The sequence below is a fragment of the Dickeya undicola genome, from assembly GCF_000784735.1.
Classification (GTDB): domain Bacteria; phylum Pseudomonadota; class Gammaproteobacteria; order Enterobacterales; family Enterobacteriaceae; genus Dickeya; species Dickeya undicola.
Genome location: NZ_JSYG01000032.1, coordinates 1 through 17,390 on the forward strand (window position 1 = coordinate 1; position 17,390 = coordinate 17,390).

Here is a 17,390-nt window from a genome sequence, read left to right on the forward strand (position 1 = left end):
ACGACTGTGCGATATTGAAACAACAATGAGCGAATTAAAGAGGAGTGATTTATTTAGCGGTGGTGGGTCGTGCAGGATGACTCGGCCTGCGGCCTCGCCCTTCGGGCCAGCGCGATGCGCTGTTGTCTCGCTTCGCTCGGCTCGAGCCTGAACGCAGCTTCTCACCTGCACGACTGTGCGATATTGAAATAATGGTGAGCGAATTAAAGAGGAGTGATTTATTTAGCGGTGGTGGGTCGTGCAGGATTCGAACCTGCGACCAATTGATTAAAAGTCAACTGCTCTACCGACTGAGCTAACGACCCGCTACGGGATATGCTACACAGAGATTCTTGTTTTGGTGGGTCGTGCAGGATTCGAACCTGCGACCAATTGATTAAAAGTCAACTGCTCTACCGACTGAGCTAACGACCCAAAACATCTTGCTGCTTTCAGCGATTCAGCATCGCCCTGGCAACGGCGGCATATATTACTAATATAATTTTTCTGTGCAACCTATTTTCCGAAAAAAAAATTCAATTGCTTATCCCTTGAACGTTCTGGCGCAAAAACCACGCATATCGCGCAATTTTTGCACCAGAAAGGGAATTACAAACCGGCTAAACGCTTCTGAGCTTGCTTGGCACCATCGGTATTCGGGTAGTTTTTTACTACCTGCTGGTAGACTGCTTTGGCCTTATCAGTCTGACCTTTTTCCTGCATGATGACGCCAACCTTGAACATTGCTTCCGAAGCTTTAGGAGATTTGGGGTAACTTTTGACGACATTGGCGAAATAATAAGCCGCATCATCTTTTTTACCCTTATTGTAGAACAATTGCCCTAACCAGTAGTTGGCATTCGGCTGGTAGGTTGAATCAGGGTATTTCTTGACGAAATTTTGAAACGCCACGATGGCCTGATCATACTGCTTTTTTTCCAATACCAGCGACGCCGCCGTGTTGTAATCGGTATTGGCATCACCAGTCATGGCGGGTGCCGCAGCCGAATCAGCGCTGGGGCTATTTGCCGCACCAGTATTGCTGGTTGCCGCCGCTGCAGGCGCTGCGTTGCCCGCTCCAGCAGCCGATGACGCAGCAGCAGAAGACTGACTGCCGCTTTGAGAACCCAGACTGTCAATCTGCTGATAGATCTGTTTCTGACGTTCAACGACCTGATTCAGCTGATATTGGTTTTCCTGGATCTGGCCGCGCAAGCCATCGATATCGCGCTGAGTGTCGGCGAGTTGTTGCTGAAGTTGGGTTAATAACTGACTGTGAGCGTTAGAAATACGCTCCAGCTGAGTGACTCGATCTTCTACCGAGCCAGAGCCGACATTACTGATTGGCGCCTGGGCAGTAGCGGCCCAGGGGGCCGCTACGCCAACCAGTAACGACAGACTCAACATGTGATGTCTGAAGTTACTGCTCATGCGATTCTCTTAGTATACCAGAACGGCACGACGGTTTTTGGACCATGCAGCTTCGTCATGACCCAGAACAGCAGGTTTCTCTTTACCGTAAGAAACCACGGAGATCTGATCAGCAGACACGCCTTTACCCTGCAGGTACATCTGCACAGCGTTGGCACGACGTTCGCCCAGCGCGATGTTGTATTCCGGTGTACCGCGTTCGTCCGCATGACCTTCAACAGTCACTTTGTAGGACGGGTTGCTGCGCAGGAAAGCAGCGTGTGCATCCAGCATCTGAGCGAAATCAGGACGAATATCGTATTTGTCCAGATCGAAGTAAACGATATTGTTGCGCTGCAGTTCCTGCATCTGCAGACGAGCCTGCTCAGCAGAAGACATGTTGCCGCCATTTTCCATGCCAGCGCCGCCATTCAGGGAAGACTGGTCGTTATTAGCGTGTTTGTTGGAGCTACATGCGGCAATAGCCAGCACCGGCAGAGCCAACATCAGGCCTTTCAGCACTTTATTGAATTGCATTTCTATGTCCTTTAAATAGGTTATTGTACATATTTTGATTACATATACGGCGACCAGGCAGGGAATCTCACCTGACCATCGGTTGCCGGAAGACGCGCTTTAAAACGCCCGTCGGTCGAAACCAGTTGCAGCACGGAACCCAGCCCTTGTTTGGAACTGTAGATTACCATGGTGCCATTGGGTGCGATACTCGGCGTTTCATCCAGGAACGTGTCCGTTAACACTTGAACGCCACCCGTTACCAGATCCTGTTTGGCGATGTGCTGAGCGCCACCGTTGGAGCTGACCATCACCAGGAATTTACCATCGCTGCTGATCTCAGCATCCTGATTCTGGGCACCTTCCCAGGTCAGACGCTGAGGAGCACCGCCGTTGATACCAATTTTATAAATCTGCGGACGACCAGCCTGGTCAGAAGTATAGGCCAGCGTCTGGCTATCGGGGAACCAGGTCGGCTCAGTGTTGTTGCTACGACCATCGGTCACCTGAGAAATCTGACCAGAGCCCAGATTCATTACATACAGATTCAGGCTGCCGCTCTTGGAGAGTGCAAACGCCAGTTTGGAGCCGTCCGGAGAGAACGCCGGAGCACCGTTATGACGCGGGAAAGATGCGACTTGTTTGATATCACCATTAGCCAACGTCTGAACAACCAGCGCAGAACGGCCGCTTTCGAATGTCACGTACGCCAGTTTGCTGCCATCTGACGACCACGCCGGAGACATCAGCGGTTCCGGAGAGCGATGTACCACAAACTGGTTGTAACCGTCGTAGTCTGCTACACGCAATTCATACGGATACTGCCCGCCATTGGTCTGTACCACATAAGCAATGCGAGTACGGAAAGCGCCCTTGATGCCGGTCAGTTTTTCAAACACTTCATCACTGGCTGTGTGGGCGGCATAACGCAGCCACTGTTTGGTCACTTTGAACTGGTTCTGAGCCAGCACACTACCTGCACTGCCAGAGGTATCCACCAGTTGATAGGACACCAGGTAACCATCCGCAGTCGGTTGAACCTGGCCGACCACGACCGCATCAATACCCAGAGCGGTCCAGGCGGCTGGAGTCACTTCAGCGGCACTACCCGGCTGTTGTGGCATACGGCTCGGATCGATCGGGTTGAATTTACCACTATTGCGCAAATCCGCAGCGACAATACTGCCGATTTCTTCCGGAACAGCGCCGCCCGTCGACTTGAACGGAACCACACCGATTGGGCGCGCGGAATCGACCCCCTGGGTAATTTCAATGCGGACTTCTGCATGTAACACAGCCGTCCACAGCATCAGAAAACTCAATGCAATTTTTAATGCCTGCTTCATCTCATCTCCCTTATCCAGGCTCCAGAGCCTACGATAACCTGGCAGCGTTTTAACAAACCCATATCAACAAACACGATGTGCACGGTGACCAGATATAGTCATAGTCTTAAACTCCGCCAACTGGCCACCGGGTCACTGCGGTTTAAAGTCTATCGGTGCGTTCTTGAAAGCTTCATATACATCAGAGCTGGGTGGCTTTGGTATCCGCGCCTGTTTGGCCGCTGCAATCGCCGCCTGACACAGCGCAGGATCGCCCCCCTCGCTCTTCACATCAACCAGCAGACCATCCGGTGCCAGTCTGATACGTAACGTACAGGTACGCCCTTTGTAGGACTCCCAGTCATAAAACTTGCTCTGAATCGCGGTACGAACCTGGCTGCCATAGCTGTCCAGCGCCGCGCCGGATGCCCCGCTCTTCTTATTATTGCCCACCCCGGCCGGTGCTCCACCACCAGCAGCATTGCCGCCACCTTTCGGCGCATTCTTCGATGCAGCCAGCCCACCCAGCAGGTCGTCTACTTCACCGGCCTGCTTGGCCGCCGCGGCAGCCGCTTTTTTCTTATCATCAGCCGCTTTCTTAGCAGCAGCGGCCGCTTCTGCCTTCTTGGCAGCGTCTGCAGCTGCCTTTTCCTTGGCTGCTTCTGCTGCGGCAGCCTTAGCCTCTTCCTCAGCTTTCTGCTTCGCATCAGCCGCCGCCTTAGCTTTGGCTTCCTCTTCTGCTTTCTTCTTGGCTTCTGCTGCGGCGGCAGCTTTGGCTTTAGCCTCTTCTTCCGCCTTTTTCTTCGCATCGGCAGCAGCCTGTTTTTTCGCTTCGTCTTCGGCCTGCTTCTTCGCTGCAGCGGCGGCTTTCGCTTGCTGCTCCGCCTCCGCTTTGGCTTTAGCGGCCGCAGCTTCTGCCTGCTTCTGCTGTTCTTTCGCTTTTTGAGCGGCTTCTTCTGCCTGCTTACGTTGCTCGGCCTGTTCCTGCGCCTGCTGTTTCGCCTCTTCTTGTGCCTGCAGACGCTCTTTTTCCAATTCCTTCAGGCGTTGCTGCTCCGCCGCCTGCTTCGCCTGCAGCTCTTCAGCCTGCTGTTCCGCCTGCTTTTGACGCAACTGTTCAGCACGACGGGCATCACTCTGCTGTTGCTGCTGCCGGTTGTACTGATCGACCACCGCACTGGGATCGACCATTACCGCGTCAATGGATGACCCGCCGCCACCGCCGCTGGCATCATCCATCTTCTGGTTGAGCGAACTCAGAATCAGCAACGTAATCAGAATAACGTGCAAAACGACCGATATAATGACGGCACGCTTTAGCTTATCGTTTCGTTCGTTTGCCTTTAACACAAGGGGTTCCCAAAAACAGTTTTGCCAGAAAAATGACTACTCATCATGTGACAACATCATCGTGTACAAACGTTATCATCCACAAACTTCATCATTCACGGACTCGCCGGTCAAATCGGCTGTGTCATTAACCCGACAGATTTGACACCAGCCTGATGCAACAAATTCAGCGCCTTGATGATCTCATCATAAGGAACATCCTTGGCACCCCCGATCAAAAAGACCGTTTTCGGGTTCGCGGTCAGACGAGACTGGGCTTCAGCCACCACCTGCTCCGCAGGCAGTTGATTCATACGATTATGATCAACCACCAAACTGTATTGCCCTACACCGGATACCTCGACAATCACGGGTGGATTATCGTTACTGGATACGGTTTTGGATTCAGTTGCATCCGGCAGATCCACTTCCACACTCTGGGTAATGATCGGTGCGGTCGCCATGAAGATCAGCAGCAGCACCAGCAACACGTCCAGCAGGGGAACAATATTAATCTCGGATTTCAGCGACCGGCGGCCACCACGCGCACGAGCCATATCACCTCCCGATTAACGGTTGCCTTCACTGGAGAAAGCCTGACGATGCAGGATAGCAATGAACTCTTCCATGAAGTTATCGTAATTCTGCTCAAGCTTGTTGACGCGCTGATTCAGGCGGTTATAGGCCATAACGGCAGGAATCGCAGCGAACAGACCGATGGCGGTGGCGATCAGCGCTTCCGCAATACCAGGAGCAACCATCTGTAATGTCGCCTGCTTCACAGCACCTAACGCGATGAATGCGTGCATAATCCCCCATACGGTGCCAAAAAGGCCGATATAAGGGCTGATGGAGCCGACGGTGCCAAGGAAAGGAATGTGGGTTTCCAGCGTTTCCAGCTCGCGGTTCATAGAAATACGCATGGCGCGAGATGCGCCTTCCACCACCGCTTCAGGCGCATGGCTGTTGGCGCGATGTAAACGGGCAAACTCTTTGAAGCCCGCATAGAAGATTTGCTCGGTTCCGCCCAGGCTTTCGCGGCGAGTCTGGCTTTCCTGATACAAACGGGACAGTTCAATCCCCGACCAGAACTTGTCTTCAAACGCTTCGGCGTCACGCGTCGCAGAATTCAGAATACGGGTACGCTGAATGATAATCGCCCAGGAGGCGATGGAAAAACCGATTAAAATTAACATGATAAGTTTAACCAGAAGGCTAGCCTTCAGGAACAAATCAAGAATATTCATGTCAGTCACTGCTTAAACTCCGCGACAATAGACTTAGGAAGCGCAATTGGCTTCATTTGAAATGGATCGATACATGCGACTAAAACCTCGGCATGGCTTAGCAGGGTGCCATGTGAGTCAAGGATTCGCTGTGCGAATGTCAGGGAAGCGCCGCGCATGACAACGATTTCGGTTTGCACTTCCAGTAAGTCATCAAGACGCGCTGGGGCAAGATACTCAAGCGTTATTTTACGAACAGCAAAGACAACATGTTCATTCATGAGTACACGCTGATGAAAATCGTGTGCGCGCAACATTTCGGTTCTGGCCCGTTCATAGAAGGCCACATAACGCGCGTGATAAACCACACCACCTGCATCTGTATCTTCATAGTAGACACGCACTGGCCAGCGGAACACTTTATTACTCACTCTACATCCCGGTAACGCGATAAACCCCGCTACTATACGCAAGAGGGATAAGGTTTGGAATGGGTTCTATGTACAGGAAGGTAAATAATTATGGGTTGCGGACAACCCATAACCAAAAGGAATGAGAGATTATTTTACAGGAAGTAGTAATACAATCCTGCGGCCAGGATCACAAAGGCCGGAAGAGGGGAAAAGAAGGCGCGCCAGCGTATCCGTCGAGGGCGAAAACCCACACCGTGGACAACACCGGTACAAACCGCCCAAATCAGTGCCATCCCCTGCCAGACCGCGAGTGAACTGGTGCGTGCGGCAAAACGCGCCGGTTCCCAAAATACACAACCGGCCAGCAATAGCGCCATAATCAGGGAAAGGGCCCGTAGCGGGCCCTTATCCATACAGCGGTACAGACGATCAATGACAGCAATCATTGCGGTTTATCTTGATTCGTCTTGGTTGCTTCGCTCTGTTCCAGTGCCAGAGCAGTAATCACGCCCAGCGAACAAGCAAGAAGCGTTCCCAATATCCAGGCAAAATACCACATAAGTCAGGCTCCTTACTTAGTACAACGAATGAGAGTTCTGCTCAACATGCTCTTTGGTGATGCGTCCAAACATCTTGTAGTAACACCAGATGGTGTAGGACAGCACGATGGGAACGAAAATAATCGCTACCACGGTCATCACTCTAAGCGTAAGCAGGCTGGAGGTGGCATCCCACATAGTCAGACTGACATTCGGCACCGTTACCGACGGCATAATGAACGGGAACATGGCAATCCCAGCCGTCAGAATCACACAGGCGATACTGAGCGAGGAGAACAGGAACGCCATCGCGCCTTTTTCAGCCCGAGCCATGACAGCCGTCATCAGCGGCAGTACAACGCCCAACAGCGGGATAGCCCACAGGATCGGGTGCTGATTGAAGTTGACCAGCCAGGCACCAGCCTGACGCACCACTTCTTTATGCAACGGGTTAGATTCACCAGCGGTATTGATGACCGAAGTCACCGCATAGCCGTCGATGCCATAAACCACCCAGACCCCAGCCAGAGCAAAGGTAACTGTCAGCGCCAGCGAAGAAAACTGCGCAACCTTTTTGGCACGGAAGTGCAGATCACCAGAGGTACGCATCACCAGATAAGTAGCACCCTGAGCCACGATCATGCTCAGGCTGACAACGCCCGCCAGCAACCCAAACGGGTTAAGCAACTGGAAGAAATTACCGGTGTAGTACAGACGCAGGTACTCATCCACATGGAACGGCACACCCTGCAACAGGTTACCGAAGGCCACCCCGATGACCACCGGCGGTACGAAACTGCCGATGAAAATGCCCCAGTCCCACATGTTGCGCCAACGTGGATCTTCGATTTTCGACCGGTAGTCAAAGCCGACCGGGCGGAAATACAGTGACGCCAGCACCAGAATCATGGCGATGTAGAAACCGGAAAACGCGGCGGCGTACACCATCGGCCAGGCAGCGAACAGTGCGCCACCCGCCGTGATCAACCAAACCTGGTTGCCGTCCCAGTGCGGCGCGATGCTGTTAATCATCACGCGGCGCTCTACATCGTTGCGACCCATCAGGCGAACCAGCACACCAACGCCCATGTCGAAACCATCAGTGACCGCAAAACCGATCAGCAGCACACCAATCAGCAGCCACCAGACAAAACGCAATACTTCATAATCAAACATAGTGGACTCCTGTTACCGTGCTTCCTGAGCCGCGATCGGCTGTTCGAAGTGATAGGCCCCCGTTTTCAGGCTGCTTGGACCCAGACGCGCATACTTGAACATCAGGTACATTTCAGCCACCAGGAACAGTGTGTACAAACCACAAATCAGTCCCATGGAGAACAGGATGTCTCCCGCAGTGAGCGAGGAGTTAGCGACAGCCGTCGGCAACACTTCACCAATCGCCCACGGCTGACGGCCGTATTCAGCTACAAACCAGCCAGCTTCAACAGCAATCCACGGTAACGGGATGCCGTACAGCGCGATACGGTGCAGCCAGCGTTTTTGACCAATCTTGTTGCGCAGCACTGTCCAGAACGACAGACCGATGATCAGCAGCATCAGCACGCCACAGGCCACCATGATGCGGAAGGAGAAATACAACGGCGCCACACGCGGGATAGAATCTTTGACTGCCTGTTTGATCTGCGCCTCGCTGGCATCAGACACATTGGTGGTGTAGCGCTTGAGCAACAGGCCATAACCGAGATCCTGCTTGTTCTTGACGAATTCATCACGAACCGCTGGATCGGTGTTGCCGGAACGCAGTTGCTGCAGCAGGTGATAGGCTTTCATCCCGTTACGGACACGCACTTCATGCTGCTCCATCAGCTCTTTCAGACCGGTAACCGTCTTGTCGGTAGAACGGGTGGCGATCAGGCCTAACATGTAAGGAACCTGAATCGCGTACTTGTTCTCCATCGTCTCCTGATTCGGAATACCGAACAGAGTGAACGCTGCCGGTGCAGGCTGGGTTTCCCATTCAGCTTCGATGGCCGCCAGCTTGGTTTTCTGCACGTCGCCCATTTCATAACCGGACTCATCGCCCAGCACGATAACAGACAGCACCGCCGCCATACCGAAGCTGGCTGCGATCGCAAAGGAACGTTTGGCAAAAGCAACATCACGCCCTTTCAGCAGATAGTAGGAGCTAATGCCCAGAATGAACATTGCACCGGTGCAATAACCCGCAGCAACAGTGTGAACGAATTTCACCTGTGCAACCGGGTTCAGTACCAGATCAGCAAAGCTCACCATCTCCATACGCATGGTTTCGAAGTTGAAATCCGACGCGACCGGGTTCTGCATCCAGCCGTTGGCCACCAGGATCCACAGCGCAGACAGGTTGGAACCCAATGCCACTAGCCAGGTTACCGCCATGTGCTGCACCTTGCCCAGGCGATCCCAACCAAAGAAGAACAACCCGACAAACGTGGATTCCAGGAAGAACGCCATCAATCCTTCGATTGCCAGAGGTGCACCGAAGATATCGCCGACATAGTGAGAGTAATATGACCAGTTAGTACCGAACTGGAATTCCATGGTCAGACCGGTGGAAACGCCAAGAGCAAAGTTGATTGCAAACAACTTGCCCCAGAACTTGGTCATATCTTTGTAAATTTGTTTGCCGGACAGGACATACACGGTTTCCATGATCGCCAGCAAAAACGCCATCCCCAGCGTTAAAGGCACGAACAGGAAATGATACATCGCGGTCAAGGCAAACTGTAAACGTGACAGTTCGACTACATCAAACATCTTAACTCCTTGCTCCTCGCAGGAGGGTCTTTAGCTCGCTGTACGGACAAGCCACTAAATACCCGGCAGTTAGTAACCTAAAGAACACAACAATTGCTTTAGCACAGGCCTCAATATGCGCTACCACGTCACCACGGCGCATTTGAAAAGTAAGCCAAAAAGAAATCACAGAATAACAAATAGCATACTCATATAAGAGTATCGGTATATTACGCCTCTACATCCCTACAATAAATAGGTTTTTACGTGATGCGGATTGAGTTTTTTGATTCCACACCAATCCACGCACCTCACACCCTCAAGAGCGCGATTGACCTGACGCAATTTAATCTTATTTTCAAATGGATATCCAGCCTGGATTTTTGATCTAAAACAAATTAGCGCCTCAATGTTAATGAAGTTCGCCTTTTATTTTACATCTCATCAAATGTTAAAATAATGTGATTTAGTGGTTTCTGATGCGTATCGTTAATAATATATTTTTTATATTAATTAAAAATAGCGCGAGTTGATCGCAAATATGGAATTTTTTAATTTATGCTTTCATTGTTACTTTATTGTTACCGCATTGATTAAATATCTTTTCTTTTAAGATATATTTTTGCGACAAGCTTCAAATATAAAAAAGGCCACCCGAGGTGGCCAAACATGTCGAACTTTAAAAATATTACACACTATTCTTCCAGTACGCTGAGCCTGCGGCTTAACGTCCCAGTACAGCTTTTACCGCATCGCCGATATCAGCCAGGCTACGTACAGTCTTGACACCTGCCGCTTCCAGCGCAGCAAATTTGTCATCCGCCGTGCCTTTACCGCCCGCGATAATCGCACCGGCATGGCCCATGCGTTTACCTTTCGGCGCCGTCACCCCAGCGATGTAACCCACTACCGGTTTGGTAACGTGCTCTTTGATGTAAGCGGCTGCTTCTTCTTCCGCGGTGCCGCCGATTTCACCGATCATCACGATGGCTTCGGTTTGCGGATCCTGCTCAAACAACTTGAGAATGTCGATAAAGTTGGAACCCGGAATCGGGTCACCACCAATACCTACGCAAGTCGACTGACCCAGGCCAGCATCCGTGGTCTGCTTCACGGCTTCATAAGTCAGCGTACCAGAGCGAGATACGATACCGACCTTGCCCGGCAGATGAATATGGCCAGGCATGATGCCAATCTTACAAGCACCCGGTGTGATCACACCTGGGCAGTTCGGCCCGATCATACGCACACCGCTTTGTTCAAGCTTCACTTTCACTGTCAGCATATCCAGCGTCGGGATACCTTCAGTGATACAGATGATCAGTTGGATACCCGCATCAATGGCTTCCAGAATGGAGTCTTTACAGAACGGAGCCGGTACATAGATAACCGACGCTGTCGCACCAGTGGCTTCCACCGCTTCGCGCACGGTATTAAATACTGGCAGACCCAGATGTTCAGTACCACCCTTACCTGGTGTTACACCACCCACCATCTGCGTACCGTAGGCAATCGCCTGCTCAGAATGGAACGACCCTTGACTACCGGTAAAACCCTGACAGATGACTTTGGTGTTTTTATCGATCAGAATGGACATTATTTACCCTCCACTGCAGCAACCACTTGCTGAGCCGCATCCGTCAGGCTGGTCGCAGCAATGATATTCAGACCACTATCCGCCAGTTTTTGCGCCCCCAGTTCGGCATTGTTGCCTTCCAGACGCACCACTACCGGAACATTTACACCGACTTCAGCTACCGCGCCGATAATACCGTCGGCAATCAGGTCGCAACGCACGATACCGCCGAAAATATTCACCAGCACGGCTTTCACCTTGTCATCGGACAGGATGATCTTGAAGGCTTCGGTAACACGCTCTTTAGTCGCACCGCCGCCCACATCAAGGAAGTTGGCCGGAGAACCACCGTGCAATTTCACGATGTCCATGGTGCCCATCGCCAGACCGGCACCGTTCACCATGCAGCCGATATTGCCATCCAGCGCCACATAGTTCAGTTCCCACTGAGCGGCATGTGCTTCACGCGCGTCTTCCTGAGAAGGGTCACGCATTTCGCGCAGTTCCGACTGACGGAACAGAGCATTACCGTCTGCACCTAACTTACCGTCCAGACAGATCAAATCGCCTTGTTTGGTGATTACCAGCGGGTTGATTTCAACCAGCGCCAGATCACGCTCCAGGAACAGCGTCGCCAGACCCATGAAAATTTTGGTGAACTGTGCGACCTGCTTACCGCTGAGGCCCAGTTTGAACGCCAGCTCGCGCCCCTGATACGGCTGCGGCCCCGTCAACGGATCCAACGCGACTTTATGGATCAGGTGCGGTGTTTCTTCCGCTACTTTCTCAATCTCTACCCCACCCTCGGTGGATGCCATGAACACCACACGACGAGTGCCGCGATCGACGACCGCACCCAGATAAAGTTCTTTATCAATGTCTGTCGCGCCTTCCACCAGAATTTGGTGAACCGGCTGACCGTTGGCGTCAGTCTGATAGGTCACCAAACGCTTACCCAGCCAATTTTCGGCAAAGGTGCGAATCTCTTCTTTACTATTCACCAGCTTCACGCCACCAGCCTTACCCCGGCCACCTGCATGTACCTGGCACTTCACGACCCACGGACCTGCGCCAATCTTGGATGCAGCTTCTTCCGCTTCACGCGGTGTTGTGCAGGCGTAACCGGTAGGTGCAGGTAAACCATACCGAGCAAAGAGCTGTTTTGCCTGATACTCATGTAAATTCATGATGTTCTATCCATTTAAGTTTGAAGATAAGTCCAAAGACTCTCTGTCGTGGATAACGCCGCTGCGCATTCGCAACGGCCTGCATAGCACATAATAAAGGCGGCAGGGCGCAGGCCAGCCGCCTTTCACTGCAAGGCGTCAGACATCCAGCAGCAAGCGGGCCGGGTCTTCCAGCATCTCTTTAACGGTAACCAGGAAACCGACCGATTCGCGGCCGTCGACCAGGCGATGATCGTAGGACAATGCCAGATACATCATCGGCAAAATCACAACCTGACCATCCACCGCCATCGGGCGATCTTTGATGGCGTGCATCCCCAGAATCGCGCTCTGCGGCGGGTTGATGATCGGCGTTGACATCAGAGAACCGAATACGCCACCGTTGGTGATGGTGAAGTTACCGCCGGTCAGCTCTTCAACGGTCAGTTTGCCGTCACGGCCTTTCACCGCCAGTTCTTTGATTTTCTTCTCAATCTCGGCCATACCCAGCAGATCGACATCTTTCAGTACCGGCGTCACCAGACCGCGCGGGGTCGATACCGCGATGCTGACGTCAAAGTAGTTGTGGTAAACCACATCTTCGCCATCAATGGACGCATTCACTTCCGGGAAACGCTTCAAGGCTTCTACAACTGCCTTGATATAGAAGGACATAAAGCCCAGGCGAATGCCGTGGCGTTTCTCGAACGCCTCGCCATACTGCTTACGCAGATCCATAATCGGCTTCATGTTGACTTCGTTAAACGTAGTCAGCATAGCGGTGCTGTTTTTAGCTTCTAGCAGACGTTCTGCCACACGCTTGCGCAGACGAGTCATGGGAACGCGTTTCTCGCTGCGATTGCCCAGAACAGGTGTTGATGAAGCCGGTGCGGCGGCAGGTGCAGCCACCTTTTTATCAGCCGATTTCTGACCAGCCAGATGTTTTTCCACGTCTTCACGGGTAATACGTCCACCCACGCCGCTGCCCTTAATCGCAGCCGCATCCAGATCGTGTTCGGCAATCAGACGACGGATAGCCGGACTCAGGGCATCATTATTTTCATCTTCCAGCCCGGCAGTGTGACGCTGTGCAGGCGTCGACTCTTTACTCTGTGCTTTTTCGCTGGTTTCTTTGCCAGAATTGTCACCGGGACGCAAACGCCCCAAAATCTGGCGAGATGTCACCGTAGCACCTTCATCTTCCAGTATGACTTCCAGCACACCAGCTTCAATTGCCGGTACTTCCAGCACGACTTTGTCGGTTTCAATTTCTACCAGCACTTCATCACGCTGGACGCTGTCGCCCGGTTTCTTGTGCCAGGTAGCCACAGTCGCGTCAGCTACCGATTCCGGCAGGTCAGGGACAAGAATATCTACGCTACTCATTATCTATCCTTATTCATTTAATTAACGTTCAGCGCGTCATCAACCAGAGCTTGTTGTTGTTTCTGGTGTACGGACATATAGCCGACGGCGGGTGAAGCAGAGGCCGGACGACCGGCATACCGCAACGAGGCACCAAAAGGAATCACCTCACGGAAGTGGTGCTGACTGCAGTACCACGCGCCCTGGTTCAGCGGCTCTTCCTGGCACCAGACAAAATCATGTACGTGGGCGAACGGTTCCAACGCGGCCTGCACGGCCTGATGCGGGAACGGATACAGCTGTTCAACACGCACTATCGCCACATCTTTCTGTTCATTCTTGCGACGTTGTTCCAGTAAATCATAGTAGACCTTGCCAGAACACAGCACGACACGCTTCACTGCTTTCGGATCCAGCTCATCAATTTCCCCAATTGCAGGCTGGAATTGACCGTTCGCCAGTTCATCCAGTGTGGAGGTAGCCAGCGGATGACGCAGCAGTGATTTCGGTGACATCACCACCAGAGGGCGACGCATACCACGCAGCGCCTGTCGGCGTAGCATGTGGTAGACCTGCGCTGGCGTGGACGGAATACACACCTGCATATTCTGTTCTGCGCACAGTTGCAGGTAACGCTCCAGACGTGCAGAGGAGTGCTCCGGTCCCTGACCTTCGTAGCCGTGTGGTAGCAACATCACCAGGCCACACATACGGCCCCATTTCTGCTCACCGGAACTGATGAATTGGTCAATCACCACCTGCGCGCCGTTGGCGAAATCACCGAACTGGGCTTCCCAGATAGTCAATGTGCGTGGTTCGGCAGTGGCATAACCGTATTCGAATGCCAGTACCGCCTCTTCAGACAGCACCGAGTCCCAGACATTGAACACACCTTGCCCATTATGTACATGCGCCAACGGGGTGTAAGTAGAGCCGCCTTTCTGGTTATGCACCACCGCATGACGATGGAAGAACGTACCGCGCCCGGCGTCTTCACCGGACAAACGCACCGGGATGCCCTCATCCACCAATGTGGCGTAAGCCAGCGTTTCCGCACCACCCCAGTCGAACAGCTTTTCGCCCGCTGCCATCTCACTGCGGTCGTTATAAATCTTGGCGACACGCGGTTGCATTTCCAGCGCTTCCGGCACTTCACTGATCCGGTGCGCCAGTTCCTGCAGGCGTTTGGTTTCAACCTTGTGCGGATAAGGCTCATCCCATTCATGGTTGAGATAAGACATCCAGGTGAAGGAATGCATATCCATCGGACGCCACTCGTCTACCACGCACTCACCGGCATCCAGCGCATCGCGGTAAAGATTGACCAGCTCGGTGGCGTCTTCCAACGTCGCCAATTGCTGTTGCTCCAGGCGATCAGCGTAGATTTTACGCGGTGTCGGGTGTTTCTTGATCTTCTGGTACATCACCGGCTGGGTGGCACTCGGCTCATCAGCTTCGTTATGGCCGTGACGGCGGTAGCACACCAGATCGATGAAAACATCACGCTGGAAGGTGTTGCGGAAATCCAGCGCCAGGCGGGTGACAAATGCCACCGCTTCCGGGTCGTCAGCGTTGACGTGGAAAATCGGTGCCTGCACCATCTTGCCGATATCGGTACAGTATTCGGTGGAACGGGCATCTCGCGGATTGGATGTGGTGAAACCAATCTGGTTGTTGATGACGATACGGATAGTACCGCCCACTTCGTAGCCGCGGGCCTTGGACATGTTCAGGGTTTCCTGCACCACGCCCTGACCGGCAATCGCGGCATCACCGTGAATGGTGATCGGCAGTACTAGCGCACTGCTGGGGTTGTCCAGACGATCAATACGTGCGCGTACCGACCCAATGACTACCGGGCTGACGATTTCCAGATGCGACGGGTTAAACGCCAGCGCCAGATGCACTTTGCCACCTTCGGTTTCCATATCAGACGAGAAACCCTGATGGTATTTCACGTCACCGGTGCCGAGGTGATCTTTGTGCTTGCCGGAGAACTCATCGAACAGATCCTGGGGTTTTTTACCCATCACGTTCACCAGCACGTTGAGACGTCCACGGTGGGCCATCCCCATTACTACTTCGCGTGTACCGTTTTTACCCGCGTGACGGATGATTTCCTTCAGCATCGGCACCAGCGCATCGCCCCCTTCGAGCGAGAAGCGCTTAGCGCCAGGGAACTTGGCACCCAGATAGCGTTCCAGCCCTTCGGCAGCGGTCAACTCTTTCAGGAAACGTTTTCTTTCTTCGACAGTAAAACTCGGTTGCCCCACCACCGACTCGATGCGCTGTTGGATCCAGCGTTTTTCTTCGGTATTGGTGATGTGCATGTACTCCGCACCAATCGAACCGCAGTAGGTCTGCTTGAGCGCGGCGTACAGCTCGCCAAGCTGCATGGTTTCCTTGCCGATGGCGAACGAACCGACATTAAAACTCTCTTTCAGATCGTCTTCTGTCAGGTTGTGATAGGTAAGATCCAGATCCGCTACGTGCTCCTGTTTCCACAAGCCCAGCGGATCAAGATTGGCATGCTGATGACCACGGAAACGAAAAGCGTTAATCAGCTGCAATACCTTAACCTGCTTGGCATCGCTATCAGGATCGGTAATGGAAGAGGTATAACGCGAAGCATCTTTCGCCAAACGGCGGAAATAGTCGCGAGTTTTGGAGTGAAGTTGATCCGGTTTAACCCCAGTGGTAGGAAGTTGTTGAAAAATCGAACGCCAGCTGTGATCGATAGAGTCCGGGTCGGTTAAAAAATCTTCATAGAGCTGCTCTATGTAGGACTGGTTCGCGCCCGCCAGATAGGAGGAATCCAGCCAGGCCTTCATTGCGCCGTTCTGCATTGTGATCCCTTAAGCTAATAAGCTTCAGTTTTCGCCGTGGTTAACATGTCTTATATTGCCGTTATAAAACGGGTTGCCGTAAAACGGTTCACTTGCTGTGCCTGATTACGCACGCTGTGGATATTCCTATCCTGAAGGAACCTTTAAAAAACGGTTTAGGCGCATAAGCCGGTTTTTAAAGGTTTCCTGCAGTTCCCCCGCCTATTGCGGGGGAACCGGTTTGTTACATGCGTCTGAAACTCAGGCGCTACGCTGCAACAACATCGACTTGATATGGCCGATGGCGCGCGTTGGGTTTAATCCTTTCGGGCAAACGCTGACGCAATTCATGATGCTGTGACAGCGGAATACACTGAAAGCGTCATTCAGGTCATCCAGACGCGCTTTGGTTTCCGTATCACGGCTATCGATCAGGAAACGGTACGCAGCCAGCAGACCAGCAGGCCCGATAAACTTATCCGGGTTCCACCAGAACGATGGGCAGGATGTGGAGCAGCAAGCACACATGATGCACTCGTACAGCCCATCCAATTTTTCCCGCTGTTCCGGCGCTTGCAAATGCTCACGCGTTGGCGGATTTTTCCCATTATTCAACAGGTAAGGTTTGATTTTCTCATATTGGGCATAGAACTGTCCCATGTCCACCACCAAATCACGCACAACTGGCAGTCCCGGCAGGGGACGGATCACAATTTTGCTATTACCGTTGCGCAGGGTGGACACCGGCGTAATGCACGCCAGCCCATTCTTGCCATTCATGTTCAGACCGTCAGAACCACACACCCCTTCACGACAGGAGCGGCGAAACGCCAGCGTCGGATCCTGTTCTTTCAGAAGAATCAACGCGTCCAGCAACATCATGTCGCGGCCTTCTTCCGCTTCCAGCGTATAGTCCTGCATACGCGGTGCGCTATCGACATCCGGGTTATAACGATAAACGGAAAATTCAACTTTCATCGCTTTCTCT

General features: G+C 52.6%; 16 protein-coding genes, 2 tRNA genes and 1 other RNA gene. All 19 read right to left on the reverse strand.

What is annotated here, in order from left to right:
• Positions 1 to 60 precede the first annotated feature (60 nt).
• Positions 61 to 185: non-coding RNA, RtT sRNA (locus OB87_RS19985), on the reverse strand.
• Positions 186 to 229: 44 nt separating this feature from the next.
• Positions 230 to 305 (reverse strand) — tRNA-Lys (locus OB87_RS14000).
• Positions 306 to 338: 33 nt separating this feature from the next.
• Positions 339 to 414: transfer RNA gene (locus tag OB87_RS14005), tRNA-Lys, on the reverse strand.
• A 174-nt stretch (positions 415 to 588) separates the two neighbouring features.
• A complete protein-coding gene (gene cpoB / locus OB87_RS14010; RefSeq protein WP_033570048.1) occupies positions 589 to 1,410 on the reverse strand; it encodes a cell division protein CpoB in 822 nt (273 codons plus the stop codon).
• Between the two features lie 9 nt (positions 1,411 to 1,419).
• Positions 1,420 to 1,926 carry a peptidoglycan-associated lipoprotein Pal gene (gene pal / locus OB87_RS14015; protein ID WP_012770576.1) on the reverse strand — a complete coding sequence of 169 codons (507 nt, stop codon included), beginning with the start codon at positions 1,924 to 1,926 and terminating at the stop codon, positions 1,420 to 1,422.
• Positions 1,927 to 1,964: 38 nt separating this feature from the next.
• Positions 1,965 to 3,251, reverse strand: a complete 1,287-nt coding sequence (gene tolB, locus OB87_RS14020) for a Tol-Pal system beta propeller repeat protein TolB (protein ID WP_033570049.1) — start codon at positions 3,249 to 3,251, stop codon at positions 1,965 to 1,967.
• 132 nt (positions 3,252 to 3,383) lie between these two features.
• Positions 3,384 to 4,580 (reverse strand): cell envelope integrity protein TolA, encoded by a 1,197-nt coding sequence (tolA, locus tag OB87_RS14025; protein ID WP_033570050.1) that lies wholly within the window; start codon positions 4,578 to 4,580, stop codon positions 3,384 to 3,386.
• 110 nt (positions 4,581 to 4,690) lie between these two features.
• Complete coding sequence (gene tolR, locus OB87_RS14030; RefSeq protein ID WP_012770579.1) at positions 4,691 to 5,116, reverse strand: colicin uptake protein TolR; 426 nt, start codon at positions 5,114 to 5,116, stop codon at positions 4,691 to 4,693.
• Positions 5,117 to 5,128: 12 nt separating this feature from the next.
• Positions 5,129 to 5,815, reverse strand: a complete 687-nt coding sequence (gene tolQ / locus OB87_RS14035; protein WP_033570051.1) for a Tol-Pal system protein TolQ — start codon at positions 5,813 to 5,815, stop codon at positions 5,129 to 5,131.
• Positions 5,812 to 6,216 (reverse strand): tol-pal system-associated acyl-CoA thioesterase, encoded by a 405-nt coding sequence (gene ybgC / locus OB87_RS14040; protein ID WP_033570052.1) that lies wholly within the window; start codon positions 6,214 to 6,216, stop codon positions 5,812 to 5,814. The genes tolQ and ybgC overlap by 4 nt, the downstream gene beginning before the upstream one ends.
• A gap of 134 nt (positions 6,217 to 6,350) precedes the next feature.
• Positions 6,351 to 6,644, reverse strand: a complete 294-nt coding sequence (gene ybgE, locus OB87_RS14045; RefSeq protein ID WP_033570053.1) for a cyd operon protein YbgE — start codon at positions 6,642 to 6,644, stop codon at positions 6,351 to 6,353.
• Positions 6,641 to 6,757 carry a cytochrome bd-I oxidase subunit CydX gene (cydX, locus tag OB87_RS19990; RefSeq protein WP_012770583.1) on the reverse strand — a complete coding sequence of 39 codons (117 nt, stop codon included), beginning with the start codon at positions 6,755 to 6,757 and terminating at the stop codon, positions 6,641 to 6,643. Before cydX ends, ybgE begins: the two co-directional genes overlap by 4 nt.
• A gap of 16 nt (positions 6,758 to 6,773) precedes the next feature.
• Positions 6,774 to 7,913 (reverse strand): cytochrome d ubiquinol oxidase subunit II, encoded by a 1,140-nt coding sequence (cydB, locus tag OB87_RS14050; protein ID WP_033570054.1) that lies wholly within the window; start codon positions 7,911 to 7,913, stop codon positions 6,774 to 6,776.
• A gap of 12 nt (positions 7,914 to 7,925) precedes the next feature.
• Positions 7,926 to 9,491 carry a cytochrome ubiquinol oxidase subunit I gene (cydA, locus tag OB87_RS14055; RefSeq protein WP_033570055.1) on the reverse strand — a complete coding sequence of 522 codons (1,566 nt, stop codon included), beginning with the start codon at positions 9,489 to 9,491 and terminating at the stop codon, positions 7,926 to 7,928.
• Positions 9,492 to 10,194: 703 nt separating this feature from the next.
• On the reverse strand, positions 10,195 to 11,067 hold the full coding sequence (sucD, locus tag OB87_RS14060) for a succinate--CoA ligase subunit alpha (protein ID WP_033570056.1): 873 nt from the start codon (positions 11,065 to 11,067) through the stop codon (positions 10,195 to 10,197).
• Entirely contained in the window at positions 11,067 to 12,233 is a 1,167-nt protein-coding gene (sucC, locus tag OB87_RS14065) for an ADP-forming succinate--CoA ligase subunit beta (RefSeq protein WP_033570057.1), read from the reverse strand. The genes sucD and sucC overlap by 1 nt, the downstream gene beginning before the upstream one ends.
• Positions 12,234 to 12,371: 138 nt before the next feature.
• Entirely contained in the window at positions 12,372 to 13,598 is a 1,227-nt protein-coding gene (gene odhB, locus OB87_RS14070) for a 2-oxoglutarate dehydrogenase complex dihydrolipoyllysine-residue succinyltransferase (RefSeq protein ID WP_033570058.1), read from the reverse strand.
• A 17-nt stretch (positions 13,599 to 13,615) separates the two neighbouring features.
• Entirely contained in the window at positions 13,616 to 16,423 is a 2,808-nt protein-coding gene (gene sucA / locus OB87_RS14075; RefSeq protein ID WP_033570059.1) for a 2-oxoglutarate dehydrogenase E1 component, read from the reverse strand.
• Positions 16,424 to 16,663: 240 nt separating this feature from the next.
• Positions 16,664 to 17,380, reverse strand: coding sequence for a succinate dehydrogenase iron-sulfur subunit (locus tag OB87_RS14080; protein ID WP_033570060.1), 717 nt, complete (start codon positions 17,378 to 17,380; stop codon positions 16,664 to 16,666).
• Positions 17,381 to 17,390: the final 10 nt, after the last annotated feature.

What these genes read in the sequence shown, in the direction of transcription:
- cpoB (WP_033570048.1), bottom strand. Translation starts at nt 1,410, where the DNA reads ATGAGCAGTAACTTCAGACATCACATGTTGAGTCTGTCGTTACTGGTT.
- pal (WP_012770576.1), bottom strand. Translation starts at nt 1,926, where the DNA reads ATGCAATTCAATAAAGTGCTGAAAGGCCTGATGTTGGCTCTGCCGGTG.
- tolB (WP_033570049.1), bottom strand. Translation starts at nt 3,251, where the DNA reads ATGAAGCAGGCATTAAAAATTGCATTGAGTTTTCTGATGCTGTGGACG.
- tolR (WP_012770579.1), bottom strand. Translation starts at nt 5,116, where the DNA reads ATGGCTCGTGCGCGTGGTGGCCGCCGGTCGCTGAAATCCGAGATTAAT.
- ybgE (WP_033570053.1), bottom strand. Translation starts at nt 6,644, where the DNA reads ATGATTGCTGTCATTGATCGTCTGTACCGCTGTATGGATAAGGGCCCG.
- cydX (WP_012770583.1), bottom strand. Translation starts at nt 6,757, where the DNA reads ATGTGGTATTTTGCCTGGATATTGGGAACGCTTCTTGCTTGTTCGCTG.
- cydB (WP_033570054.1), bottom strand. Translation starts at nt 7,913, where the DNA reads ATGTTTGATTATGAAGTATTGCGTTTTGTCTGGTGGCTGCTGATTGGT.
- cydA (WP_033570055.1), bottom strand. Translation starts at nt 9,491, where the DNA reads ATGTTTGATGTAGTCGAACTGTCACGTTTACAGTTTGCCTTGACCGCG.
- sucD (WP_033570056.1), bottom strand. Translation starts at nt 11,067, where the DNA reads ATGTCCATTCTGATCGATAAAAACACCAAAGTCATCTGTCAGGGTTTT.
- sucC (WP_033570057.1), bottom strand. Translation starts at nt 12,233, where the DNA reads ATGAATTTACATGAGTATCAGGCAAAACAGCTCTTTGCTCGGTATGGT.
- odhB (WP_033570058.1), bottom strand. Translation starts at nt 13,598, where the DNA reads ATGAGTAGCGTAGATATTCTTGTCCCTGACCTGCCGGAATCGGTAGCT.
- sucA (WP_033570059.1), bottom strand. Translation starts at nt 16,423, where the DNA reads ATGCAGAACGGCGCAATGAAGGCCTGGCTGGATTCCTCCTATCTGGCG.
- OB87_RS14080 (WP_033570060.1), bottom strand. Translation starts at nt 17,380, where the DNA reads ATGAAAGTTGAATTTTCCGTTTATCGTTATAACCCGGATGTCGATAGC.